Consider the following 25,372-nt stretch of genomic DNA (forward strand, 5'->3'; position numbering starts at 1 on the left):
GGGAATATAAGGAGTTAGAATTATGCGTATGACGGAAGCTGCGGAACTGTATATAGCGTTGAATGTTTATCAGCCTGATACCGCCGATACACTAATGCGAGCCGCTAAATTATTTGAGCTGAGGGCTGATTGCGCGCACATTGAGTCTATAGACCTTCAGAGCATTATGAGATTTCGCAACGAAACACTTAAGGTAGCTAAACCCGTTACCTATAACGGTTACTTGAGATATTTGAAGCTCTTAAATAAGTGGTTATTTGAGGAGGGTTACTCGAGTCGTAATTGGTTTTCGAAAATCAAAGCCGCGCCATTGCCCATGGCTCCCCCTAAAATCGTAAGTGAAGACGGGCTTTTAAAAATTATTCATTACTTAAAAAATGACAAAGATGCACCCCACCCCGCTTGGTTTTGGCTAATCGTTATACGGTTTTTGTATTTCACCGGCGTGAGACGGCGACAGATTGTCGCTATTGAGTTTCAAGATCTCGATATCAAGAACCACACACTGACCTGTAGTTACCGAGGATCAAAGACTTACCGCGAATGGGTAATACCGCTAGCAGACGAGCTAATCCCTGATTTAGAGTACCTAATGCGTCGGACATCAGATGTTATTGGGCGTGAATTACGAGAGGGGGATAAGCTTTTTAATGTCTGCTGGTTTTATCACCGGTACAAGCCTGACCCAAATAATCCACGAGCGATGCGTCGAGAGCAAGTTACGGGATTTATGCGTCGACTTTCGAATAAAGTTGAAGTTCGTGTCGGTGCGCACAGGATTCGTCATACGACGGCCACAGTCTTGTGCAACCCCAAAGATGAGACTCAGGAGCCTGATATATTTGCAGTTCAGAGGCTTTTAGGACATACACAATTATCTACGACACGAAATTACGTAGAAACCAAAGTTGGAAGGATAAGAACGCAAGTAAACAGAATGAGCTTGCCAAAGTGATATTTTTTTGGCCAAATACATCCTGAAGCTTGACAAGCAAGCCTTTAGGCGATATTAATTGCAGCCAAGCAACGAAGCAGGATTATACCTGTAGCTTAGAATTGCGCATTTAAACAACGATGAAACAGTCTCAAAGCCCATTAAATATGGGCTCCTACCAAAAAAAGGGCAGGCTACCAAAAATGGTAGCTAGGGGCGGACTTGAACCGCCGACCCCAGCATTATGAATGCTGTGCTCTAACCAGCTGAGCTACCTAGCCATATTTAGGGTGCGCATTTTGGCTATCTGGCCGATGAATGTCAAGCATTGATTGTTAGAAAAATCAGCGCCTAGCACGATATTCATTTATAACAGCCATTAAGGCTGCGGCGGCCGTACCAAATCTTTGGTTGGGCTTTTTATGCCGGCTTGCTTATGGCGCTAAGAATAAGCCCACGGCCTCGCTAAACGATGGCTCGGATACTTTACCGTGTGTCACCTGATAGCGGCGCTGAGTAATGCTTAAGTTGGCAAAGTTTTGGCTGCGTAGCTGAGTGACAAACTCGGTTACGTATGGGTCATTGCCTTCGGGTAGTGCGCTACTGGCGAAGTAATTGAGGGGCATGTCGCCGCTTGCCAAGTAACGGTTATTTAATAACTCTTTAGTCAGTTCAGGGTGCTGATACAGGCTGGCGTCAAAGGCTAAGTAGTTAGTAAAGTAAGGGGCGCTAACGTCATCTAGTAGCATGGCGACTGTCGCAAACACGCCACCAAACGAGGTGCCGACGATACTGCGCTCTTGGGTGTTTACGCGGTACATGGGCTCGACCAGGGGCATAAGCTCGGCCGTTAAGAATTGGTAGTAAGCCCGCGCGCCGGGCAATAGGTAATCGGTGCGGCGGCGGTCATCGGGGCCTTGCGATATGGCAACTAAAATTGCTTCGCCACCAGCCTGCTCCATTAAGTAAGGCAAGCCCGGGAACTGGGTTTGACCATCAAGGGCATAGACAATGGGGTATTCTTTACCAGAGTCGGCGTAACCCTCTGGAAGGTAAATATGCACAGGGTAATCGATACCGGTAATAACCGAGCTAACCACTTGAGCGGGCTCTACGCTGCCTTTTAGAAAGCTGTACGAGGTGTCGGCATCGATTTCTTCTGGGTTTTCTATATCATTTGCCGCTGACGATGAGCCTTGTTGTATCGACTCGCTTGGAGTAGTACCACCGGCATTGCTGGCGCTAGCTGCCGAGCCGCCTCCGCCACAAGCTGTTAATACCAATACAACAGACAAACTCCACCATAATGCCTTCATAACCCCACCTTATTTCTATAGGCGTATCTCGGGTTACAACACTCCAAATCGGCCGCACTCTAGCGCCCACTGTTAAAACAGCGGGAGAAGCTCCGACATCCGTCCGGAATATTAACCAGGCAGGCTTAATGCGGAGCTTTTATGCTCGCACAGGCCATAGCCATTGGAAGGTCGACGGTACTAAAACCGAGACACAATCTGATTGTCATCACTCGCAGTACGAGCGACAGGATCGTCAGTCTTTGGGGGGATATTCAGTAGTGCAGTACGAAGCTTCGCAGCGACATCCATGCAGGACACTGAGTCGATTGGTTACTGTTTTTATTGCAGCAGCCATCAAGCTATTCCGTCAGCGCCCCACCTAGACGCACTGAGCCATAGTATCGACTAGAAAGCAGCATGTGAAATAATCATTTCGAATAGAAAATGTACAATAATGATTTTTACGCCATATCTGGCGCATAAATAAGCAGCACAAAAAAGCCCCTCAATGGAGGGGCAATAGAGGGCTGAATGTTAATTAAGTACTAAGGTGCCGGCGGAGCCACACACATAGCGTGGACGCTAAGATTTTGCAGCGCTCCTAGTACCGCTCTTTTACTGATTTCGACTTTATCAAAAGCAGCGGAGGTTTCGATCATCAACATAGATTGATCGGGATTATTTAATAAGCCAAGCAGTTGCAGATTAAGCAAGCCACCCAGTCCACCACTTTGCTGCGCCGTACCATTGAGGTAGGTTGTAATGCTTAGATCTCCCAGTAAGGCCAAATCCAGCAAGCTATTGTTAACCGATACAACAACCCCAACACGATGATTACCGCTATGGGAGCCCACCGCGTATTCAGCACTTAAATGTACCGCACTGGCAACTGCTACAGGGGTTGATAGAACGGCTGCATTGTTTAGGTCGGCATCAATGCTATTGGAAGCGTTTGATACACCACACCCTAAACACAACACACCGCTAACACGCGAAGCTGTTGTGACATTGTTACCGATCATGGGTTGAAACAATTTGCCAACACCGCAGGCGATGTTTTCGGTTGCATCACACGCGTCACCAATACCGTCGCCATCGGTATCAGCTTGATCGGAGTTAGCAATCAAGGGACAGTTGTCAGCAGCATTGTTTACGCCATCATCATCACTGTCAGCATCACAAGCATCGCCCGAACCATCGCTATCGGTATCGGTTTGCAGTGGGTTAGCAACCGATGGGCAATTGTCGGTACCGTTATTGACGCCATCACCATCACTGTCGGAGTCGCAGGCATCACCTACGCCGTCCGAGTCGGTGTCTAACTGCGATGGATTGACCACCAAAGGACAATTATCCGAGCCGTTATCGACTCCATCATTATCCATATCGCTATCACACACATCCCCAATAGTATCTGCATCGGAATCTGCTTGATCGGTATTAGCCGTCAACGGACAGTTATCATCCGAATCAGCAATGGTGTCGCTGTCGCTATCGGTAAAAGCATCACAAGCATCGCCAATACCATCGCCATCGCCATCAGATTGATCGCTATTAGCTGCAACCGGACAATTATCGGTATTGTTATTTACTCCGTCGCCATCGGTATCATCATCACAGGCATCACCTCGGGTGTCATTGTCCATATCATCTTGAGAGGGGTTGGCAACTGCAGGGCAATTGTCGCTGGCATCATCTATACCGTCATTATCAGTGTCGGTATTAGAGTCACAAACATCACCTAAGCCGTCACTGTCGGAGTCTAGTTGGTTGGTGTTTGGGACAGCAGGACAGTTATCGCCGGTATTGCTAACGCCATCGCCATCGATATCGTCATCACAAGCATCACCGAGTGAATCGGAATCCCAGTCACTTTGATCTGTGTTGGCTGTCATGGGGCAGTTGTCATTGCCGTTTAATACGCTATCGCCGTCAGTGTCGTTGTCGCAAACATCACCTAGGCCATCGTTATCGCTATCGTTTTGATCCGCGTTGGCAACTAGCGGGCAGTTATCGCTCGTGTTGTTTACACCGTCGCCATCACGGTCGCTATCGCACGCATCACCAATGTTGTCGCCGTCCGCATCAAGTTGATTAACGTTAGGCGTGAATGGGCAGTTGTCGGCGCTATTAATAATGCCATCCATATCAGCATCGTCACCGCCGGTATTATTAACACTATCGCAAACATCACCAATGCCGTCGTTGTCGCTATCGGCCTGGTTACTGTTAGCGGTATCGGGACAGTTGTCTGTGCCATTCACAATGCCATCACCATCACGGTCATTGTCACAGGCATCACCGGTGCCATCATCATCTGCATCGTTTTGGTTAGCGTTGGCCACCGCTGGGCAATTGTCATTGCCATTGCTTACGCCATCGTTATCACGATCGCCATCACACACATCACCAATGCCGTCATTATCGGTATCGGCTTGATCTGCGTTAAGCATCATCGGGCAGTTATCGATATTATCGTTTACCAAATCGCCGTCGGCATCGCTATCGCAGACATCACCTAGACCATCTCCGTCAGTGTCTAACTGCAGAGTGTTAGCGACCAATGGACAGCTGTCACCAGAGTCGGCTACACCATCGTTATCACGATCGATGTCACATACATTGCCGATATAATCCATATCTTCATCAGCTTGGTCAGGATTGGCAATGGCAATACAGTTATCGATGCCGTCATCAATGCCGTCGCCGTCACTATCACTGTTGGTATCACAGGCATCACCAATAGTGTCGGCATCGCTATCAAGTTGGTCGGGGTTATTATCAACTGGGCAGTTGTCGTCGGCATTGTCGATACCATCATCGTCGCGGTCGCTGTCACACAACTCTCCGATACCGTCACCGTCGACATCTAACTGTGCCGTATTCGCTCTTTCTGGACAGTTGTCCGTGGCATTTTGCACGCCGTCGCCATCGGTATCACCATCACACACATCGCCTACTCTATCACCGTCACGATCAGCCTGATTGGTGTTTACCAGTAAACGACAGTTGTCTTGCAAATCGACCACACCGTCATTGTCGTCATCTTGGTCGCAGACATCGCCAAGATTATCGTTGTCGGTATCTCGCTGATCAGGATTAAACAGTGTGGGGCAGTTGTCTAGCGCATCGGCTAATCCGTCAAGGTCTGAATCAACATCTGACCCTACGGTGGGCTCGCACGCGTTACCTATGCCGTTGTTGTCATCATCAAGTTGGTTGGAATTAGCAACACTGGGGCAATTGTCGACATTGTCGGCAACGCCGTCTTCGTCTGTATCCGGATCATCGGGGATATCTATCGGATCGGGTTGTTCAAATACTGGAGGGTCTGAGGGGGGGGCGGTGCTGCCAGAGCTACTCCCTCCACCACAAGATGTTAACGTTAGTGTCACAAGTAACACACACCATAATATTACGACTTTCTTTACAGTTATAATCATGACATCCACCTCTAACTGAATCATCCTCATTAATCAGGCTAAATTCGCCTGACATTTTTTTGTCTATTCCTTCAGCCCAGCTATGGTCTTGTAGTCAGCTTCATCCAACAGTAACCGTGGAGAGTAATGTTACGTTTTATTGAAAACCAAAATATTATGCACACTCTCCTAACAATAAGTTGCCATTAGTTATGGACAAAACACTCCTCTTTTTGGGCAATAACACCTAGTTTATTAAAATTAGTTATGTAATAGCCTGCTTAACAATCAATGTGCATCTCGCGTGCGTTTAATCGAACAAGCGTTGTATGTTGTATAACTAAAAATGAACAGCCTTACTTAAATTAGTAACGCCCCATAAAGACTCGTCACACATAACCCTTTTCCAGATAATAGTTATTGGGGCTATGAATAATTTAAGGGGTTAATTTAAGTAATAGCAGTAAAAATGAAAACTTCAACGACAGGGTTAATCTATTTAATTCTAAAGAGTTTTAGAATTTGAGGATTTAGATGTATACCGAACAAGGTTACCGACAAAAAATATAAACTATGGGCGCTCCATTTGTTATCAACGCCCATAGCTTTTACGCAACACCATTGAGCCTTAGTGACAAAACTCTAGGCGACTGAATATCACAGTGCCTGCACCCTCAGCCTACGAGTATCGCAGCCTCTGGGGCCGCAGACTTCCGAAAATAGATACAGCGTTTGCGGCACCTCGTAAATCCAACGGCTTACGTTAACCGGGGCTTGATTAGCGCAACTGATGTTGTAATTTAACGAGTAGCCGCACACCTCATAACCGGTGCGATCACAGAATAATCCGGGGCCGCACGCAGCATCGTAAAATGTGACGCTGTCCGCAATATTTGGAGTTGGCCCTACGCTTAGGTAATAGCTGTAGTCACGGTTGGGGCTAACATCCCAGTAGACTTCAAATAGACCATCGTAGGCGTATGGATCTAAGGTGAGCGGGTCACCGGGGTACACTCCGCTATCAACACCGTAGCTATCTACCACAGCAAACTGTGTCAGTGTCACTGGCTGCAGTGTTACGGGGGGCGCGTTGTAGTGGTTTTTAGATGTCTTACAGGCGGTTAGCAGTGTGCATCCGATAATTAAAAGCAGAATTTTGTGACCGATCATGGTGCACCTCTTTTTTTTAACAAGATAAAACAACGGTAACCGTTGTGGTCTGAATGAGCGCTGAATCACGCAGCTTGTGTTTTAACAGGTAAGTTAGTACGTTCACGACTACAATAGCGACCCGACCTACAGGACAATAAATGTGCCGCCACTCTCACTGCCAGAGCTAGATACACCACCGCCGGGACAAGCTATGGTGGCATGCGCCGAGTGCGATCAATTAATGTACTGCCCGGTTCGCAGCAACCAAGGCATACCGCGCTGCCCCGTGTGCGGAGCCGCACAACACGCAAGCCGCCCTTTTAACCCGGTAACGCCGTTGGCGATTGCACTAACGGCTTTAATCTTAGCAATACCGGCTAATATTTACCCGCAGCTGACCTTTAGTTTACTCGGTCAGCCTAACTATTACACGCTAATGGGTGGGGCTCAGCATTTGCTTGATAGCGGTTTTTGGTGGGTTGGGCTATTGGTGCTAATAGGTACGGTTGCGGCGCCTTTGGGGCTGCTGTCGTTGATTTTACTAATTGGTATGGCGTGGTTTATCAAGGCCCCCTACGGCTACCTAGCACCATTATTAAAGGCGTATCGGCACTTAACATCGTGGGTTATGTTAGATGTTTATTTATTATCGGTTATTGTCTCGGTGGTAAAACTTAAAGATTTAGGCCAGCTGCAATTTTCGGTGGGCTTTTACTGCTTTGTATTATTAGTAGCCGCCCTAAGCGCGGCCATGACCACATTTAACCAAGAGCGTTTTTGGGATTTACTCGAGGAGCGAAACCGTGCGGGCGATTGACTACCAGATATGCCGCTGCTCGGTATGCGCGAAGCTGGTTTACAAACGCTCGCCCGGCTTTAGTGTTTGCCCGCGCTGTAATACGCCGTTGCACCTGCGCGAACCAGGCTCTATATCACGCACATGGGCACTGCTGATAACCGCCTTTGTGGTGTTTATTCCGGCCAATTTGTATCCCATTATGACTGTCGCGCAACTAGACCAAAAAACGCCCAGCACAATTTTAGCCGGCGTTATTAACCTGGCCGCACACGATATGCTGCCTATTGCGATTGTGGTATTTATTGCCAGTATTGCGGTGCCTTTATTTAAGTTATTAGGAATTGCGGCCCTGCTGATTACTGTGCACCGGCGCAAGAAACTTAATCCGCGTCAGGCAACCATTATGTATCGTGTTATTGAGTTAATCGGCCGCTGGTCGATGCTCGATTTATTTGTGATTTCAATTTTAGTAACACTGGTAAGCTTTGGTAAGCTTGCCAGCATTGAACCCAACATAGGAGCAACCGCCTTTGGCGCGGTGGTAGTGCTTACCTTATTGGCCGCCAAGAGTTTTGACCCACGTTTAATCTGGGACTTACAAGGACCTGAACATGAGTGACAAACACGGGATCGCCGAAGCTATACCCGGCACCTCTATCAACCGTAAAGCCGGCATATCTGCCATTTGGTTATTGCCGTTACTCGCGGTTGTACTTGGCGGTTGGCTGGCTTACAAACACTTTACCGAGGCGGGAGTCAATATTGTTGTTATTTTTACCACCGGTGAAGGCGTAGAGGCCGGTAAAACCGAAGTGCGCTATAAAGGTATTAAGATTGGCACGGTGAGCGAGCTAAATGTCCAACCTAATCTAGACAGCGTGGCGGCGCAAGTGACGTTAAGCAAACAAGTTGAATCCGCGCTGCGTGACGACACCCGCTTTTGGCTGGTAAAACCCGAGCTGTCGTTAGGTGGCGTGCAGGGCCTAGACACGCTGGTATCGGGCAACTACATTGCCATGCGCCCGGGCGAGAGCAACCGCACCCAGTATGTCTTTAAAGCGTTGCCAGAGCCTCCGCCGGCAGAAGCGGCCAGTGGCGATTTACAAATTCAGTTAACCGCCCCCGATGTTGGTTCATTGCACAACGGTTCCCCCATTCACTACCGCAAACTGCAAGTTGGTAAAATTGTCGATTTCTCACTCAGCGAAGATCGCAACCGGGTGGTATTTCAGGCGCAAATTAAAGCCGAGTATGCTGACTTAGTGAATAGCCACTCGCGTTTTTGGAACACCAGCGGCATCTCGGTTAAGGGTGATTTAAACAGTATAGAGCTTAAAACTGATTCACTGACCTCGGTCATTTTAGGGGGGTTATCGTTTGATACCCGCGCCGGTTTAGCGCCGGGTGAGCTTGCGAAGAATGACGATTTATTTAGTATTTACCCTAACTTTGCCAAAGCGAATACTGGCCATGAAATTGAAATTGAATTTCCCAGTGCCGACAGTATTAAAGCCAACTTTACCGAGATTCGCTATAAGGGCATAACGGCGGGGAAAGTTATTAAACTTGAAATGAAAGCCGATTACAGCGGCGTCATTGCTACCGCCAGTATCGACCCGCTAGCCGATGTACTGCTAAACGAAAGCACTCAGTTTTGGCTGGCAACTCCAAGTATTTCGCTGTCAAAAATTTCGGGGTTATCGACGCTATTGACTGGCACTCATATTGAGATGGATTTTTCTCAAGAGCCGGCTGCACAGCAGCAACACTTTGTTGCGTTGACCGAATCGCCCGCGCCGCGTAAAGACAAACCGGGCCTGTACATCCAACTGGCATCTGCTGGACTTGAAGGCATCACTCGCTCCAGCGATATTTATTATCGCAATGTTAGCATCGGCACCGTCATTGATTACCAACTTAACGATGACAACACCCAAGTGTTAATGGATGTGCATATACTTCCAAAATTTGCGCCACTCATTACCCGTGAAGCACGTTTTTATCAAAACAGTGGTATTGATGTAGAAGCCAGTTTAAAAGGCATTAGCATCCAAACCGAATCACTCGCCAGTGTGCTGCGCGGCGGCATTGGCTTACTGCTACCCGAGGGCGCAATTAATACACCTAAAGCCGCACCCAACAGCCAGTTTACGTTACATTCATCACTGCAAGATGCCAGCAAACGCGGCCCCGCCATTGCGGTATCTTTTGTCGATGGTCAAGACCTAAGCGCCGGCACGGATATTCGTTACCTTGGCGTAAGCGTAGGGGTTATTGAGCGAATTGAGCTTAACTACCCGGAGCCCGGCATTACCGCACACATTGCCCTTGCCCCCGGTATGGATACTTTTGCCACCACCGGCAGTGTGTTTTGGCGAGTAAAGCCAGACATTAGCTTAACGGGAGTCAATAATTTAGGGACCTTGGTGTTTGGCCAGTACCTTGCGGTAGAGCCAGGTGCCGGCGCCGCACAGTATGATTTTGTCGGTCGCGAATCACCACCCGAGAAATATCTAAGTGACAACGGTTTAACCTTAACCCTTAAAGCACCATCGCTGGATTCAATAAAAACAGGCCGCTCGGTATTTTATCGCGAGGTTCCAGTGGGTATTGTGACGGGTTTTGAGCTGGACGACAGCGCGCGTCACGTCAACATTTACCTGCACATCGATCCGCGCTATGCGCCCTTAGTAAAAACTAATTCGGTGTTTTGGAATGCGACCGGCATTAGCTTTGATTTTGGTTGGCTATCTGGGGCGAGCCTTAAAACTGGATCGGTTCAGTCGGTATTGATGGGAGGCATCGCGTTTGCCACCCCCAACAATCCGGGTGTGGCAGCGACGGACGGCATGAACTTTACCTTACACGATGCACCCGAGCAGCAGTGGCAAGAGTGGGCGCCCGAGATTCCATTAACGCGTAACAGCAGCAAAATGCAGTAGCCGATTAGCGGTTTTTTCGGCTACGCTTTTTACGCTCAAGTTTTATCTCGGCTTTGCGCTCAGCTATTTGTAACGCTAGGCGCTCGCCTTCGATGACTTCACGCGCCACCATTTCGGGCGTCTCTAGACTAATACGGCCCAGCATGCCGATTCTAAAATCGTTAACAAACAACTCTGATATTTTATTAAAATCAGCAATACCACCCGCGCCTAAACAGCCACGGCGTTTAGCGATAATTTCTAAAAACTCTACTTCATGATCTGGCAAATCAGTTAACTGATAGCGCTCTTTAAGTGCCTCGGGGTAGTTTTTAAGCAAGTAGCCGGCACCAAAATAGGCAACATCGTCGTACGCCATCGCGGTGTCTTTGATCGCGCCGGTAAACGCCAGCCGATAACTGGAGTTTTCAAACTGTTGTTTGGGCCACAAAATACCGGGGGTATCTAGCAGCATAAAATCATCGGCCAGCCAGATTTTTTGCTGGCGCTTGGTTACCGCCGGCTCATTGCCGGTTTTTGCCACCGCGCGGCCGGCTAAGGTGTTGATCAGGGTAGACTTACCCACGTTTGGAATACCCAAGATCATCGCCCGCAGTTTTTTATAACCGGTGCCCGTTAACGGCACCAGCTTACGACATAAATCTGGGAGCATTTTCATGCGGTTTGGATCGTCGGTAGAAATGGCCAGCGTTTTCGTGTTGTGCTGACTTTCAAAATGCTCCTGCCACAGGGCAATATTTTCGGGATCGGCCAAGTCGCTTTTAGACAACACTTTAACCACGGGCTTATCGCCTCGCAGTTTTTGTATCATGGGGTTTTCGCTGCTAAAAGGAATACGGGAATCGAGCACCTCGATCACTAGATCGACCTCTGGCAGCACTTCGCGCATTTCTTTTTGGGCTTTGTGCATATGCCCGGGATACCACTGTAACGTCGCCATTAAATTACTCTACTTGTTAATTACAATGGCATTGCCATTAAATTCAATACGCTGGCCCGGCACTAATTTACAGCGCTTGCGGGTTTCTGTGACGCCATCAACGCAAACCATGCCGTCATCGATCACCTTTTTAGCCATTGCACCGCTCTCGACCCATCCCTCTACTTTTAAAAGATTTGCCAAGGTAATAAATTCGGTGCCGTCCAATGTAAATGTGTCGGTCATGAATGCCTCAAAGTTTTAATTAAGTGGCCCCTAAGGTTTAGGCTCTTGGGGGTAAAAATCGCGCTGTAATGCTTGCAGTAATTGTGGCCACATAAGTCGCCAGGCGTGCCAATTGTGTTGGCCATCAACCTCAATAACGTTAGCCGCCGGCAGCATATCGCCAAGCGCCCTGCCCGGCACATAAAACTTGTCCGAGCGCGCCAGCCCCAAATACCAAACACCTCGCTCAGCCACAGAAGATGTGTCCAGCCACGGCCAGAGGTTTTTCTCGGCCTCGCGCTGTTGCGGCTCGGTACTAGGATCAAGCTTGTATTGGTAATATTCGGGATCACCCAAATAAGGGGTTAATAATGTCATCGAGGCCGGACGCCCCTGGGCATTATCGCGCCAGTATATCAGACTCCCAAAGCCACCCAATGATACACCGGCAAAGTGCAACTTGTGGTAACCGGCATTTATCGCTGGCGCCAGTACATCTTGTCGTAAGCGCGCCTGTACAGTGCGACTGCGGTAATAGCCAAAGTGGGCATCGGCGACAAGGGCATCCAGCGGCAAGTTGGCTGCGCGCAGCTGATCGATCAGCCCCTCTTGCTCAAAACGTGTCACGCTATCGCCTATGCCCGGTAGCATAATCATCACATCTGCTGCGCGCGGGCAATCTTGCGGATTTGTCAGTTGGTAATCTAGGGCTCGGCAATACAGCTGAGCTGGCATAGGGGTATTGGCACGGCGCAGCTGGTAACAACCCGAGCCACTGATAACCGCCAATAATACAATAACGCTAACCTTAAAAAACTTATCCATAAATAACCTTAGCTCGTCGCAGTTGCCGCCCCGCAAAACCCAGTGCTAATAACACCACAGGAACAGCCGATAACCAAAAGGCGGTAAAGGCCCAGCTGGGCGCGGCATCGCCTAGCAGCAGGTCTTTAAGCACGGTTTGGTGCCCTAACAACGGCACCCACAGCTGCCAGTCAGCGTAAATACCGGGGCTGGTCATAACAATAAAAAATGGAATCATCGGCAGCAGCACCAGCAAACTCATATAGGTTTGAGCGTCTTTAAACGAGCGCGATAAAATACCCAACGCCAACTGCAGTGCCGCGGCAATCATCGCAACGGGTATTAACGACCAAAAAATAGACAGTACTGCCATCACCCCCACATCTACCCGAAACCCCATTTGGTTAAAAGGCAGTAATGCCAGCGCAATGCTTAGTAACACTAGCGTTAGGGCAACTACGCTTAAGGTTAAGCTCACCGCCGCCAGCCACTTGCCAGTAATAAACAGCGACGATGAGGTTGGATTAATCAGTAATGGCTCCAACGAGCGGCGCTCGCGCTCACCGGCGGTCATATCGGCCGCAAATCCCATGCTGCCCATCATTGCGCTCATAAGCAGTAGCAACGGCACACCGGCCAAAATTAAACCGCCCATTTGCTGGTCGCTAGCAACATTGGTTTCTTTAATGCGCACCGGTGCCATTAGCTCGGGGCTAAGGCCGCGGGCCATTACATTGATGGCGGCGTGACGTGATGAAAACTGATAAATAAGGTTTCTTACCGTACCCAGCGGGCCATGCACATTTTGATTAGCGGCGTTATACACCAGCGTTACCGGCAATGGCTCTTTAGCACCTGGAGCTTGTGGCTCGATAGGTAGACTTAAGCCCATATCCAAATCACCGCTTTCTACGGCTTGGTATAAGTCTTTATCACTCTCATCAATATCATGCCGTTTAATCTTAATTTGGTTTTCTTCTAGCCATGCAATTAACTCTGGGGCGTGGCCGCTTACGTTAAGCTCGATATTGCTGCGCACTTCTTTTTGCAAATGAATAGCAAAGCCAATACCCAAGGCAAAAAACACCACCATATATACCGGTGGTAAAAACGCTAAACGTAACGCGCGCTTATCGCGCACGGCATCTATTAACTCTTTGTAAAAAATGGCTTTAAGGGTGCGCCACATAATCGTGCTCCTTGATCTCGGACAACTGCACAAAGGCCTCTTCTAAACTGGCGCAACCGGTATGACTCACCACCTCACTCACTGTGCCGTCGGCGACAATACGACCACCCGCAATCACCACTACTCTATCGCAGATATTTTCTACCTCGTACATTAAATGGCTGGAAAACAACACACACTTACCCGCTGCTTTTTGCGCTTGCAACAAACGGCGAACCGCGCGAGTGGTAATAACATCCAAACCATTGGTGGGTTCATCTAATAGAATATGCGCAGGGCCGTGAACAATCGCCCGCGCCAGCGCGGTTTTCATGCGCTCCCCCAACGAGAAGCCATCGGCGTAGCGCTCGGCAATGCTTGCCATGCCCAACAACTCGATCAGACGATCACAGGCGGGCTTAATCGCGGCTTCATCCATGCCTTGCAAACGGGCAAAATAGGCAATGTTTTCACGGGCGGTTAAACGTTTGTATAGGCCGGCGGTATCGGGCAGTACACCCAACGCGCGGCGTGCGGCATCGGGTTGTTGCACCACATCAATACCGTCAATGCTAATGCTGCCTTCACTGGGGGCAAGTAAACCTACCAACAGCCGCATTAAGGTAGATTTACCTGCGCCATTTAAACCCAGCAAACCGACAATCTCGCCATCGTTAATGCGCAGCGATACGTTATCCAGCGCGTGCACATCGCCAAAACGTTTACTGATATTTTTGATCTCGATCATAATGCATCCACCTCGGCATTATTGCTTTGAGGCGATAAGTACGGCAGCAGCGGTTGAATTTTCTCTATGCACTCTGCGCGCCCTTCGCTTAACTGGGTGTTGTTAATAAAGTCGGTAATCACATCGGACGTGCAGCCTTCTTGAGTGACGCCGTGGTGTGCGCCTTTTGCCACCAGTAACGTGGCATTGGTTAAAGCACTGGCGGCTTGCTCGGCCCAGTAAGGCGGCGTTATGGGGTCACGCTCACCCGATAATAGCAGCGCCGGCACATCACTGTGTATCGCGTCGTAATAATCGCTGGCGATATTTGCCTTGGGCCAAAACTCACAAATACGGGTCACCGGTGCGGCTAAATCCACCCCGATAAAAAGCTCGCTCTCGGGGCGTGGGGTTACGCCCGCATCTTCATTACACAATATGGTCATGTGCATACCCAGTGCTAAATTGGGCATATTGGTACTGGTGGCTAGGCGGGCGATAAGACTTGCCACTAAGCGGTAATCTTCATTGGCGGCGGCGGCCAATGCCGCAGGTAACAAACGGCTGGCCAGCCGATCATACAAACTAAACCGCACCAGTCCAGCGAGCTTACTGTCGTCTAGCAATAGCGGTGTGGGGTGTCCCGTTAATGGATGCTCGATCGTTAAGGTGACAGGCGCGGCGCGCAATCGCACAGCCGTTTTATTGGCTGCGACGGCAACATCGCCATAGCGTTCGGCACACGCTGGCAGCGCCAAACATTGCTGGGCAATTAACCCCAGAGCACGTGTCGCATCACCACCAATGCTATAGGGCATAGCTAACTGCACGGGTGCCACGCCATCCATCACCACCGCGCGTAACGCTTTAGGGTGAGTTGCTAGGTAGGCCAAAATAACTCGGGTACCGTACGAGCCACCCCACAGGTTAATAGTGCGGTAACCCAGCGCTTTGCGCACGGCTTCTAGGTCGGCTACCGCCTCGGGGGTGGTGTAATACGCGGCGCGCGGCGCCAAGCTGGCAGCACAGGCACGGTACTTTTCAATACTTGCATCGGTGGCCGCTGCGGAATGTCCCAACAGTTGATCGGCTTCATCTATGGTGCAATTTAACGGGCTCGACAAACCAGTGCCACGCTGATCCACAAACACAATATCGCGCTTTTTGCGCAGCTCGTAAAACGCACCCGATAACATATCGGCAATATCGGTGGCCGATTGCCCCGGCCCACCGGCAATCACAAACAACGGATCGGCCTCAGGCGCGGCGCTGATAGCTGGCCAGCGCTTGATGTATAGCTCGATGTTCTCTGCACTCTTGATACTTTCGGCGCTGTCGCTTACCGGTTCACCCGCAAGATTATTATCACTCGCGTTAGCAATATTACCAGCGCGGTTTAATGGCACCGCCAAATAACCACACTCGGCGCCACTGACCGCCGGGGTATCACCGGCTAGGCGCTCACAGGGGGCAAGTTTAAGCAACTGAAGCGGCTGATGCTCACCATCTTTGTTGCAAGCAGACAAAAACACGGAGACAAAAGTGCCAACTAACAACCATAGAATACCGCCACGTCTCACAAGCCACTCTCCTTTTTTATATAACGGGCCACTAGTTTCGGCAGTGCTTGAGCGTCAACACCCAACTGTTGCGCCGCCTGCCATAGCTCTTTTAACTGTGGTTCCAGATATTGCTCTGGAGCCTTGAAAGTATTTTTAAGTGCCGCCACCTCCATAGGGCAACCGCGCTTACGCAACAGTATACCCTCCACCTCTAGCTGGCTGTATGCTTTAGAGATCGTCATGGGATTAACCGCTTGAGTACTGGCAAGCTCACGTACCGATGGTAAGGTATCACACAGGGGCACTTCCTGATTTGGCGTAGAGTTTGCCCCATTACCGCAGGCTCGCGATAAGCGACCAGCAACAACCTAGCCGCCCGCCGATTAGGTTTAACAAAGCTGGCCTTAAGCAGACTTAGCATAGTGGCGGTAATCTTTAGCGAGTTAAAACGTAGGTTAAAGAGAACTGAGTCAATACCGTCGCCTAAAGATTACCGAGCAGCACCAGATCGCCCATTATGCCCAGATTAAATAGCGCCGACATCGTGCAGTAAATCACGCACGGCATTTGCTAACTGCTGGTAGCCTAAACCATTGGGATGGACTCGATCGGAGCGCCAGTCGGCCTGAGCGAGTATGTTTGCCACGATATCACTCTGCAGCGGGATATTATTGTGCTCGGCCAACGTTTGATACAAGGGTTCTGCGCGCAGCAGTAACGAGCGCTGCGGTACAGCAATCAAGACGACAGGGATGTCACGAGCTTGGGCCAAGTCGATCATTGCCTGTAAGTTTTCGGCAAGCTGGGTTTTATCAAGGGTGCGTAAAATATCGTTGCCGCCATGGCACAGAATTAATAAATCGGGCTGCACCGTGTCGAGCACGCTGGGTAAACGCTGTAGCCCCTGGGCGGATACCTCACCGGGCACCCCCGCATTGACTACTTGACGCCCCAGCACCTGCGCCAAAAACTCTGGATAGCTTTGCCCAGCCGCCGCGCCAGTGCCTTTTGTGAGACTGTCGCCAAACGCCAAAACACGCGCATCAGCTGCCAGCGGCGCCAGTGCTGGCGTTTTAGAGCAAGCACTTAGTACCAACAACAAAGACAACAACAAAGACAACAACAAAAACCGCAGTAGCCGTTGCCCATTGCACGTTTTTATATTCATGCGGGTACTGTTCGGTCTGCGGCCCAAGAGCGTAGCTGGGCCATTTGCTCGGCCATTACCACCGACAAAGGACTGGTGTCGGCACAAACTGTCAACAAGGTATGGGTATCAAGTATTTGTTTATTGGTGTTGGCTTGAAATAACCCCGCGACAATCGCTTGTTCGATTTCGGCACCATTAAAGCCAGCACTGGCATCGGCCAATTGTGCAAGATCAAAATCCGCAGCATTTAAGTGACGCTTTTGTAAGTGAATGCTGAAAATATCTTGCCGTACTTTGGCGTCGGGTAGGTCGACAAAAAATATTTCATCCATACGCCCTTTGCGTATTAACTCGGGCGGTAGGCGACTGATATCGTTGCTGGTGGCCACGATAAACACACGACTAGGACGCTCGGCCATCCAGGTAAGCAAGGTGCCCAACAATCGCTGGGCAACGCCATTATCGCTACCGTCTTGGGCCATGGCTTTTTCAATTTCGTCCATCCATAGCACACAGGGTGACATGGCATCGGCCAGCTGCAAGGCTTGGCGTAAATTGCGCTCGGTCTCGCCGATGTATTTGTTGTAAAGCGCCGCCATATCGAGCCGCAGCAACGCCAACCCCCACATGCCGGCGACAGCTTTAGCCGCGAGACTTTTGCCGCCCCCCTGCACGCCCAATAGCAACATACCTTTGGGCCGGTCGGTAACGGGGGCGTCGCTGGTAAAGGCGTCACGGCGATGCTCTAGCCATTGCTTTAGATTATGTAACCCGCCCACGTTGGTAAAGCTATCTACCTCTTGCTCAAAGCTGACGATTCCCTCTAGATCCAGCATTTGAAATTTGCTGCGATTAATCTTCGGCAGATCTTCGGCCGATATCGCGCCGTCATCCCAAATGGCAGCCCGCACCAAGCGTTGAATATCACTAGCGCTCATGCCTTGTAAGCTTGCGGTGAGTTTTTTAAGAGTGATGTTATCTGTGCGAATACGGGTATCACCGTGCTTTTGCGACCAGCGCTTTGCCTCATCACGAATGATACGCATAATATGCTCATCGTTTGGCAATGCCATGGTAAAGGTAGCAGCGTAACGCGATAATCCTTTAGGTAACTCTAGCCGATGACTTAAAAATATTAGGGTATTAGGCACGGCCAGATGGTTAAGTGCGATGTCTTTGATCAGTCGCACCACCTCGGGCTGGTCTTGCAAAAATGGATGAAAATCGCACAACACATAAATATAAGCCTGATTGGAGGCTTTAATATGGCGCAGTAGCTCGACAGGTTCGTTCAGGCGCGTTTCTTTTGCGGCTAATTGTGGCCCAAAACTGAGCGTCGTCAGACCATCGGTGAGGCTCCAGCGAGCCAGTCGAATATCGCGCTGACGAGAAACCCGCAAAAGCATGTCTTCGGCTTTTTTTTCCTCATAGGTTTCGACTACAACCAACGGAATACTGGCATCTATGATCTGATTTATATCGGACGTATCTTGCAAACGGCATCTCCTTAGGTGGATTAAATGCTGCCAGTGTTAGCGCAACAGTGCAAGTGCCTTGGCCTTAACCCCAATAGCGGCTACTATTAAAAACACGGCGCGCAATACTTAACCAGACACTAACTAAGCCCTAATTTTTAGACGCTCGACCCAAACCATACAACACAGCGCTTATTAGTGACGCAACCCAAAAGGCAAACGATGACTCAGGCTCGATTCTCACCTATTGATCAGTTAATTATCCGCGCCGATAAAGCGTTACAAGCATTTGCTGGCAGCCAAACATTAACAAACCGGCCATCGCCTGCTGATTCTTGCCCAGAAAACGAGCTAAACCGTGCCGAACGCAAGCATTCGACTGGGCTTATGCGGGTAAACCATGCCGGTGAGGTTTGCGCCCAGGCGTTATATCAGGGACAAGCACTCACGGCCAAACTGCCGGATGTACGCGAGAAGATGCAAGAGGCGGCAGCCGAGGAAGAGGATCACTTGCTCTGGTGTCAGGATCGAATTAACCAATTAGATGGCCACACGAGCGTGCTCAATCCGCTCTGGTACGGCGCCTCATTTGCTATTGGCGCCGCGGCTGGACTCATTAGCGATAAAGTCAGCCTAGGGTTTGTCGCCGCCACCGAACAACAAGTGTGCAAGCATTTGGAATCACACCTGGATAGCCTGCCGGTAGCCGACGTGAAATCGCGTGTGGTTGTCAAAAAAATGCTGGCGGATGAAGCTCGCCACGCACAGACTGCACTTGAGGCGGGCGGGATACAGTTTGCAGCGCCGATAAAGGCGCTGATGACTCTAACCTCTAAGGCAATGACAACAGCAAGTTATTATATTTAAACGCCTCTGCGGTAGAGGGCCACAACACGCTTTAACTCGTTATTGAAACGCGGTGATGCTTATCACCGCCAGATTAGTTATGTGTATTAAGCCTCAACAATTTCAAAGTCATGGCTTATTGCTACACCTGCCCCTTCAAGCATAATAGAAGCCGAGCAATACTTTGTTGCCGATAACTCTACCGCCCGCGCTACTTGCTTTTCTTTCAACTCGTCGCCGGCAACAATAAAATGTAAATGAATTTTAGTAAACACAGCGGGCACCGCATCTGCACGTTCGGCGGTAATATTAACTCGGCAGTCGCGCACTTGCTGACGCGCTTTTTTTAAAATGCTGATCACATCAAAGGTTGAGCAACCACCCAGACCTAGCAACAGCATTTCCATTGGGCGCACACCAGTGTTGCGCCCACCGTGGTCTTCTGGTCCGTCCATAACCACACTGTGACCACTACCTGATTCACCCAAAAATTGAGCGCCATCGACCCACTTTACTGTCGCCTGCATATCACTGTGCCTCTTTTTTCAATTTACTCTAGCGCTACAATTTTTAACATTTTACTTGTGCACCAATTGTGGCGGCAAGATTACCATATTCACACCTCTCGCCATACGCACTTCAGCTACAATTGACGCGTAATACGACATTTTTACATAACTAAAATATAATTTTACCGCCTGCGTTATAACTAGATCACAAAGATAAACTTACCTTAGTGTCTAAGTTTGGTACTTTGCGCATTTAACGGCATAATGCCCCACCGATATTGAGACATTTATGTCAGGAGCAGCACATTGAGCGCCGCCTCACTAACACCACACATTACCAATGTAGATGATTTCCTCATCCATTGTCATCGTCGTCGCTATCCGGCTAAAAGCACCATTATTTACGCAGGCGATACTAGCGACTCTTTATACTACATCGTCAAAGGCTCGGTTACCGTTCTGATCGAGGATGACGAAGGCCGTGAAATGATCGTCGCGTATTTAAACGATGGCGACTTTTTTGGCGAGATGGGCCTGTTTGATACAGAGGATTCTCGTAGCGCTTGGATTAGAGCAAAATCTGAGTGCGAAGTGGCCGAAATTAGTTACTCCAAATTCCAAGAAGTCGCTGAAGTACATCCAGAGTTTTTATTCTCATTAAGCTCACAAATGGCAAAACGATTACGCAACACAACGCGTAAAGTTGGCGACTTAGCCTTTTTAGATGTTACCGGCCGGGTTGCTCGCACATTGCTCGATTTATGCAAAGAGCCCGATGCAATGACCCACCCAGATGGCATGCAGATTAAAATCACCCGACAAGAAATCGGCCGTATTGTTGGCTGCTCACGGGAGATGGTCGGCCGCGTATTAAAAACCTTAGAAGAGCAAGGCTTGGTCGATGTAAAAGGTAAGACAATGGTAGTTTTTGGTACACGTTAAACTTTAAAAACTATTTTGAATTACGCCAAACGCCCGCAACTAAGCGGGCGTTTTAAATTTAACTAACAATTCCCCTCGCTTATAGCCTGCGTTATTATGCCCGCCTCAATACCAACTAGGAGTATTAAGGTGCAAGATCACGATATCGTTTTTCAAAGCTATGGCCGCTGCTGCAACAGCGATTCCTTTTTTGTCGATTTTTACGATAACTTTATGTCCAGCTCCGACGAGATCAGAGCATTGTTTGTCGATACTGACATGAAGCAACAAAGGCATCTGCTCCGCAACGGTATTATGCAGTTAATTCTTCACGCCAGAGGCATGCCAGCCACCAAGCTCGAAGCGCTCGGAGAAAGCCATAGTCGCGGCGGCTACAACATAAAACCGCATTGGTACCGAGATTGGCTTAAAGCATTGATCGCCACCTTAAAAAAACATGACCGTGAATTTGACCAGAACATAGAGCAAGCTTGGGTTAGCGCCCTCACTCCAGGGATCGAGATTATTAAAAACTCATATTAATAAAAAAACCCGCTAAAAAGCGGGTTTTTTTATTGCTTATGGAACACATTAATCGGCCAGTGGCGCGGCCTTGATCTCACCTTTTACTAACTTTTTACGAATAATAAACAAGAAGGTAAATGCCACAATAAGAGCCGCAGGGAACAGCGTCATATTTTCTAGGGTAGCCACACCCGCGGCAAGATCTGCTTCGGCGCCAACTTTACCAGCCAAAATAGCCTCACTTTTAGCCGCATCTAACCAACCACCAATCACTGGGTTCCAAATACTAACCGAGAACATACCTGCACCACCAATAAGCGACATGCCTAATGCACCCGTTTTAGGTAGGTACTCGCTGACAAAACCAATCATTGTCGGCCAGAAATACATTACACCAATAGCAAACAATATTGCCGCCACATAAATCATGCCACCGGTGGCAAAGCTCATTGTATAAATACCAATAGTAGCTATCACAGAAGATGCCAACAGCACACCCGCAGGATTAAGAGCCTCAATAACAGGGCCGGCAAAGTAACGTCCAACCGCCATTAATCCCGTCACCATCGCTAAAATCACCATTGGGTGAACGCCGGAACTGCCAAGTGTCTTTTCCACCCACTGCTGCGGACCAAACTCAGAAATGGCGGTGACGCTCATGCAGATCACCATAAAAATAAACAGCGGTGATATCAATGCTTTGATGTTGTTAACCGTTGAAGTTTCGGTATGTATTAAGACTGGGAATTTTTCGACAAATACCAAATAGCCGTAGATAGCTGTGGGGATCAGCATAATAGCGATTTGCCACTGCCAACCAAAACCCATTTTACTCATACCTAATGAGACTAACGAGCCAATTACGATACCGCCCGGAAACCAAACGTGAAACTTGTTAAGCATCGCGGTCTTTTTGTCGTGATACAACTCAGTAATCAATGGGTTACATGCAGCTTCTACAGAACCATTGGCAAAGCCAATAAAGAAGCTCGACAACAGCAAGGTCATAAAGCCAGATGCGGTGATAGTTAACACCAGCCCCGCAACGTGACAAATAAATGCAATAGCGAGTAGCTTTTTAGGCCCTAGATAATTATAAATTAACCCGCCAAACATCATGGCGACAGGAAAACCTAAAAATGCCATGCCATTGACCCAACCAAGCTGGGTGTTGGTTAAAGTGAAATCCTGCATCAGCTCGCTAAGAATGCCGGCGCGAATAGCAAAGGTCATGGCGGTTACAATCAACGCGACGCAGCTCGCCGTAAATATTTTGGTACGATGGACTTCAGTCATAATCTTCAGCCTTTGGTGTTTCTTTGGTTATTGTTATGTTAAGCGCTGAGCACTTAGGTACTCAGCGCTGGTTTATATTACAAGGCCGTCCAGCGGCTGTCTGCCTCGGACGAAGCAATCACCGCCGAGATAAACTTTAAGCCTTCTACGCCGGTTTCTATTCCGGGGATCCAGCTTTGAATATCAACCGTTTTGCCTTCGCGCTTCGCTTGCAGTACATCTGCAATATCACTATAAACCGTGGCAAAACCTTCAAGATAGCCCTCAGGATGCCCTTGCGGGATACGAATCCCTCGTGCGGCAACGTCGCTATCAATATTGTCACTGCGCCGGGTGATACGCTGATGATGGCCAAACAATGGGGTTAACCAAAGCTCGTTAGGAGTTTCTTGCGACCATTCGAGTCCGGCCTTATCGCCGTAAAGTCTAATTTTAAGGCCATTTTCACAGCCAGGAGCTACCTGACTAGTCCACATCATGCCTTTGGCGCCATTTTCAAAGCGCATCATGACGTGGACGTTATCGTCCACCGCTCGGCCCGGCACAAAAGCGGTTAAATCGGCACACACCGAACTCACTTTTTGACCGCTAATAAAACGGGCTAATTGGAAGGCGTGGGTGCCAATATCACCCAGACAACCACCTGCACCGGAACGGGCAGGATCAGTGCGCCAGGACGCTTGCTTATTATCATCGCCTTGCGCCTCTGTCAGCCACTCTTGCGGGTACTCAACCTGCACCAAGCGAATATCCCCCAAGTCCCCGCGTTCGATCATCTCGCGGGCGTAACGCACCAACGGATAACCGCTGTAGTTATGGGTCAAAGCGAAGAAACAATCGGAATTATTCACCAGCTTTTCCAATTCCAACGCTTCTTCGAGTGTACGAGTAACAGGCTTATCGCAAATGACGTTAATACCGGCCTCAAGGGCGGCTTTAGCAACCGGGAAGTGCATATGGTTAGGAGTGACAATAGCCACCGCCTCAATACCGTCTGCGCGTGCGGCCTCAGCTTTAAACATCTCCTCGTAAGAGGCATACGAACGCTCTGGGGAAATCAATAAATCTTCAGCGGATGCCTTGGCATTATCTGGGTTAGACGATAGCGCGCCGGCAACCAGCTCATACTTACCATCTATTCGTGACGCAATACGATGTACCGCACCAATAAAAGCACCTCGGCCACCACCGACCATACCTAAACGGATTCTTGACGCTGCCATTACTTACCCCCCAAACCAAGAATACGACGGTTACTGGCTTCATCAGCCTCACCGCCGGCAAAATCATCAAACGCTTTATCGGTAATGCGGATAATATGCTCCGAGACAAAACGTGAGCCTTCTTCTGCGCCAGCTTCAGGGTGCTTCATACAGCACTCCCACTCAATGACGGCCCAGCCATCGTAGTTGTGTTGGGTTAACTTCGAGAAAATACCTTTGAAGTCGACCTGACCGTCACCCAAAGAGCGAAAACGACCCGCACGCTCGACCCACCCCTCATAACCGCCATATACACCCTGCTGTGCGGTAGGGTTAAATTCGGCATCTTTAACATGAAACATTTTAATCCGATCGTGATAACGATCGATAAAGGCTAGGTAGTCCAGTTGTTGCAGCATAAAATGACTGGGATCGTACAGAATGTTAGCGCGTGGATGATTGTCTACCTCTTTCAAGAAGCGCTCAAAAGTCACACCATCATGCAAGTCTTCACCGGGGTGCAGCTCGTAACAGACATCAACACCAGCTTCATCAAAAGCATCCAAAATCGGCTTCCAAATACGTCCGAGCTCAGCAAAGCCAGTTTCGACCAAGCCCTGTGGACGTTGTGGCCAAGGGTAGATGAAGGGCCACAAGAGCGCGCCAGAAAAAGTGGCGTGTGCTTTTAAGCCAAAGTTTTTACTGGCCTTAGCAGCCAAATACAACTGCTCGACGGCCCATTTTTGGCGTTCTTGGGGCTTACCGTGCAGTTCTTCAGGGGCAAAAATATCGAACATTTCATCGTAAACTGGATGCACTGCCACTAATTGACCTTGCAAGTGAGTCGACAGTTCGGTCAACTCCAAACCATATTTAGCGAGAGTTTCAGTGACCTCTTTGCAGTAATCTAAATCGGTGGCGGCACGCTCTAAATCAAACAGACGCTTGTCCCAAGACGGCATCTGGACACCTTTAAAACCGAGGCTGCCAGCCCACTTTGCAATATTTTCTAGGGTATTAAACGGAGCTTCATCACTGGCAAATTGTGCCAAAAACAGAGCGGGGCCTTTGATCATTTTCACAATTATTCTCCCATGATCGGTGTAATTGAACGCAACATAGGGTGCTCCGTCCTACTTCCACCTTACAGTTTTATATGCAAATCTATTTTTATATGAAGCGATGCACTTTAGCGCGTTTGATGAGCTGTGCCAACCGCTACTATTGGACCGGACGAGTATAGCAAGCCACAGCAAAATACCCATCATAAGCCACCAGACTTGGCAGAAGTTGGCACTTCTTTACATAAAGGTCAAAGCGACAACAACCACCTAACCTACCCTTTAATGGTAACAATAAATTGGCACCACGATAGCGCCTTAGTGTATAGGCGCGCACAGTGGATGTGACCGCCAGCACGGCGATATTAGGTGAGCATGGGAAGTTGAAGGGGCGTGTATTACAAATAAATACTGCTAAGGAGATTTCTGATCACA

23 protein-coding genes and 1 tRNA gene are annotated in these 25,372 nt (G+C 49.1%); 7 read left to right on the forward strand and 17 right to left on the reverse strand.

Going from position 1 to position 25,372, the window contains the following annotated elements; translation table 11 throughout:
• Positions 1–22 precede the first annotated feature (22 nt).
• On the forward strand, positions 23–955 hold the full coding sequence (locus GILYN3_RS08560) for a tyrosine-type recombinase/integrase (RefSeq protein ID WP_049722461.1): 933 nt from the start codon (positions 23–25) through the stop codon (positions 953–955).
• 183 nt (positions 956–1,138) lie between these two features.
• On the opposite strand, the gene GILYN3_RS08565 is transcribed toward GILYN3_RS08560, so the two are convergent.
• The 4 genes from GILYN3_RS08565 to GILYN3_RS08580 form a co-directional block, all read right to left on the reverse strand.
• Positions 1,139–1,215 (reverse strand) — tRNA-Met (locus GILYN3_RS08565).
• 153 nt (positions 1,216–1,368) lie between these two features.
• Positions 1,369–2,250, reverse strand: a complete 882-nt coding sequence (locus GILYN3_RS08570) for an alpha/beta hydrolase (protein ID WP_049722462.1) — start codon at positions 2,248–2,250, stop codon at positions 1,369–1,371.
• A gap of 527 nt (positions 2,251–2,777) precedes the next feature.
• Complete coding sequence (locus tag GILYN3_RS08575) at positions 2,778–5,675, reverse strand: thrombospondin type 3 repeat-containing protein (protein ID WP_084005290.1); 2,898 nt, start codon at positions 5,673–5,675, stop codon at positions 2,778–2,780.
• A 636-nt stretch (positions 5,676–6,311) separates the two neighbouring features.
• Positions 6,312–6,824: a hypothetical protein gene (locus GILYN3_RS08580; protein ID WP_049722464.1), complete on the reverse strand. Its 513-nt coding sequence runs from the start codon at positions 6,822–6,824 to the stop codon at positions 6,312–6,314.
• A 142-nt stretch (positions 6,825–6,966) separates the two neighbouring features.
• On the opposite strand from GILYN3_RS08580, the gene GILYN3_RS08585 reads away from it, so the two are divergent.
• The 3 genes from GILYN3_RS08585 to GILYN3_RS08595 are packed head-to-tail and all read left to right on the forward strand — an operon-like array spanning position 6,967 to position 10,547.
• On the forward strand, positions 6,967–7,623 hold the full coding sequence (locus GILYN3_RS08585; protein WP_049722465.1) for a paraquat-inducible protein A: 657 nt from the start codon (positions 6,967–6,969) through the stop codon (positions 7,621–7,623).
• Positions 7,610–8,224, forward strand: a complete 615-nt coding sequence (locus GILYN3_RS08590; protein WP_049722466.1) for a paraquat-inducible protein A — start codon at positions 7,610–7,612, stop codon at positions 8,222–8,224. Before GILYN3_RS08585 ends, GILYN3_RS08590 begins: the two co-directional genes overlap by 14 nt.
• A complete protein-coding gene (locus GILYN3_RS08595) occupies positions 8,217–10,547 on the forward strand; it encodes a PqiB family protein (RefSeq protein WP_049722467.1) in 2,331 nt (776 codons plus the stop codon). Before GILYN3_RS08590 ends, GILYN3_RS08595 begins: the two co-directional genes overlap by 8 nt.
• A gap of 4 nt (positions 10,548–10,551) precedes the next feature.
• Here the strand turns inward: GILYN3_RS08595 and ylqF are convergent, their stop codons facing one another.
• The 9 genes from ylqF to GILYN3_RS08640 all read right to left on the reverse strand — a co-directional run bounded on the left by ylqF (position 10,552) and on the right by GILYN3_RS08640 (position 18,598).
• Positions 10,552–11,487: a ribosome biogenesis GTPase YlqF gene (gene ylqF, locus GILYN3_RS08600; RefSeq protein WP_049722468.1), complete on the reverse strand. Its 936-nt coding sequence runs from the start codon at positions 11,485–11,487 to the stop codon at positions 10,552–10,554.
• A gap of 9 nt (positions 11,488–11,496) precedes the next feature.
• Entirely contained in the window at positions 11,497–11,712 is a 216-nt protein-coding gene (locus GILYN3_RS16640; RefSeq protein WP_049722469.1) for an RNA-binding S4 domain-containing protein, read from the reverse strand.
• 30 nt (positions 11,713–11,742) lie between these two features.
• Entirely contained in the window at positions 11,743–12,516 is a 774-nt protein-coding gene (locus GILYN3_RS08610) for a hypothetical protein (RefSeq protein ID WP_049722470.1), read from the reverse strand.
• On the reverse strand, positions 12,509–13,684 hold the full coding sequence (locus GILYN3_RS08615) for an ABC transporter permease (RefSeq protein ID WP_049722471.1): 1,176 nt from the start codon (positions 13,682–13,684) through the stop codon (positions 12,509–12,511). Before GILYN3_RS08615 ends, GILYN3_RS08610 begins: the two co-directional genes overlap by 8 nt.
• The gene (locus GILYN3_RS08620) at positions 13,668–14,411 is read right to left on the reverse strand and encodes an ABC transporter ATP-binding protein (RefSeq protein WP_049722472.1); all 744 of its coding nucleotides are present in this window, start codon (positions 14,409–14,411) and stop codon (positions 13,668–13,670) included. Before GILYN3_RS08620 ends, GILYN3_RS08615 begins: the two co-directional genes overlap by 17 nt.
• Entirely contained in the window at positions 14,408–15,970 is a 1,563-nt protein-coding gene (locus GILYN3_RS08625) for an alpha/beta fold hydrolase (RefSeq protein WP_049722473.1), read from the reverse strand. The genes GILYN3_RS08620 and GILYN3_RS08625 overlap by 4 nt, the downstream gene beginning before the upstream one ends.
• Positions 15,967–16,257 (reverse strand): GntR family transcriptional regulator, encoded by a 291-nt coding sequence (locus GILYN3_RS17000; RefSeq protein WP_049722474.1) that lies wholly within the window; start codon positions 16,255–16,257, stop codon positions 15,967–15,969. The genes GILYN3_RS08625 and GILYN3_RS17000 overlap by 4 nt, the downstream gene beginning before the upstream one ends.
• Before the next feature lie 221 nt (positions 16,258–16,478).
• Positions 16,479–17,120 (reverse strand): GDSL-type esterase/lipase family protein, encoded by a 642-nt coding sequence (locus tag GILYN3_RS08635; RefSeq protein WP_049722475.1) that lies wholly within the window; start codon positions 17,118–17,120, stop codon positions 16,479–16,481.
• Complete coding sequence (locus tag GILYN3_RS08640; RefSeq protein ID WP_049722476.1) at positions 17,117–18,598, reverse strand: AAA family ATPase; 1,482 nt, start codon at positions 18,596–18,598, stop codon at positions 17,117–17,119. The genes GILYN3_RS08635 and GILYN3_RS08640 overlap by 4 nt, the downstream gene beginning before the upstream one ends.
• 201 nt (positions 18,599–18,799) lie before the next feature.
• Between GILYN3_RS08640 and coq7 the strand changes: the two genes are divergently transcribed.
• Entirely contained in the window at positions 18,800–19,444 is a 645-nt protein-coding gene (coq7, locus tag GILYN3_RS08645) for a 2-polyprenyl-3-methyl-6-methoxy-1,4-benzoquinone monooxygenase (RefSeq protein ID WP_049722477.1), read from the forward strand.
• Between the two features lie 86 nt (positions 19,445–19,530).
• On the opposite strand, the gene GILYN3_RS08650 is transcribed toward coq7, so the two are convergent.
• Entirely contained in the window at positions 19,531–19,950 is a 420-nt protein-coding gene (locus GILYN3_RS08650) for an OsmC family protein (protein WP_049722478.1), read from the reverse strand.
• A gap of 288 nt (positions 19,951–20,238) precedes the next feature.
• Between GILYN3_RS08650 and crp the strand changes: the two genes are divergently transcribed.
• Both crp and GILYN3_RS08660 read left to right on the forward strand, forming a co-directional pair.
• The gene (gene crp / locus GILYN3_RS08655) at positions 20,239–20,874 is read left to right on the forward strand and encodes a cAMP-activated global transcriptional regulator CRP (protein WP_049722479.1); all 636 of its coding nucleotides are present in this window, start codon (positions 20,239–20,241) and stop codon (positions 20,872–20,874) included.
• Positions 20,875–21,003: 129 nt separating this feature from the next.
• Positions 21,004–21,396 (forward strand): globin domain-containing protein, encoded by a 393-nt coding sequence (locus GILYN3_RS08660; protein ID WP_157484886.1) that lies wholly within the window; start codon positions 21,004–21,006, stop codon positions 21,394–21,396.
• A gap of 48 nt (positions 21,397–21,444) precedes the next feature.
• Here GILYN3_RS08660 and GILYN3_RS08665 read toward each other — a convergent pair whose 3' ends face one another.
• The 3 genes from GILYN3_RS08665 to GILYN3_RS08675 form a co-directional block, all read right to left on the reverse strand.
• Positions 21,445–22,674: an MFS transporter gene (locus tag GILYN3_RS08665; RefSeq protein WP_049722481.1), complete on the reverse strand. Its 1,230-nt coding sequence runs from the start codon at positions 22,672–22,674 to the stop codon at positions 21,445–21,447.
• Between the two features lie 77 nt (positions 22,675–22,751).
• Positions 22,752–23,897, reverse strand: coding sequence for a Gfo/Idh/MocA family protein (locus GILYN3_RS08670; RefSeq protein WP_049722482.1), 1,146 nt, complete (start codon positions 23,895–23,897; stop codon positions 22,752–22,754).
• Positions 23,897–24,952, reverse strand: coding sequence for a sugar phosphate isomerase/epimerase family protein (locus GILYN3_RS08675; protein WP_332307863.1), 1,056 nt, complete (start codon positions 24,950–24,952; stop codon positions 23,897–23,899). Before GILYN3_RS08675 ends, GILYN3_RS08670 begins: the two co-directional genes overlap by 1 nt.
• Positions 24,953–25,372: the final 420 nt, after the last annotated feature.

The organism is Gilvimarinus polysaccharolyticus, assembly GCF_001187555.1.
In the GTDB taxonomy this organism is placed as follows: Bacteria; Pseudomonadota; Gammaproteobacteria; order Pseudomonadales; family Cellvibrionaceae; genus Gilvimarinus; species Gilvimarinus polysaccharolyticus.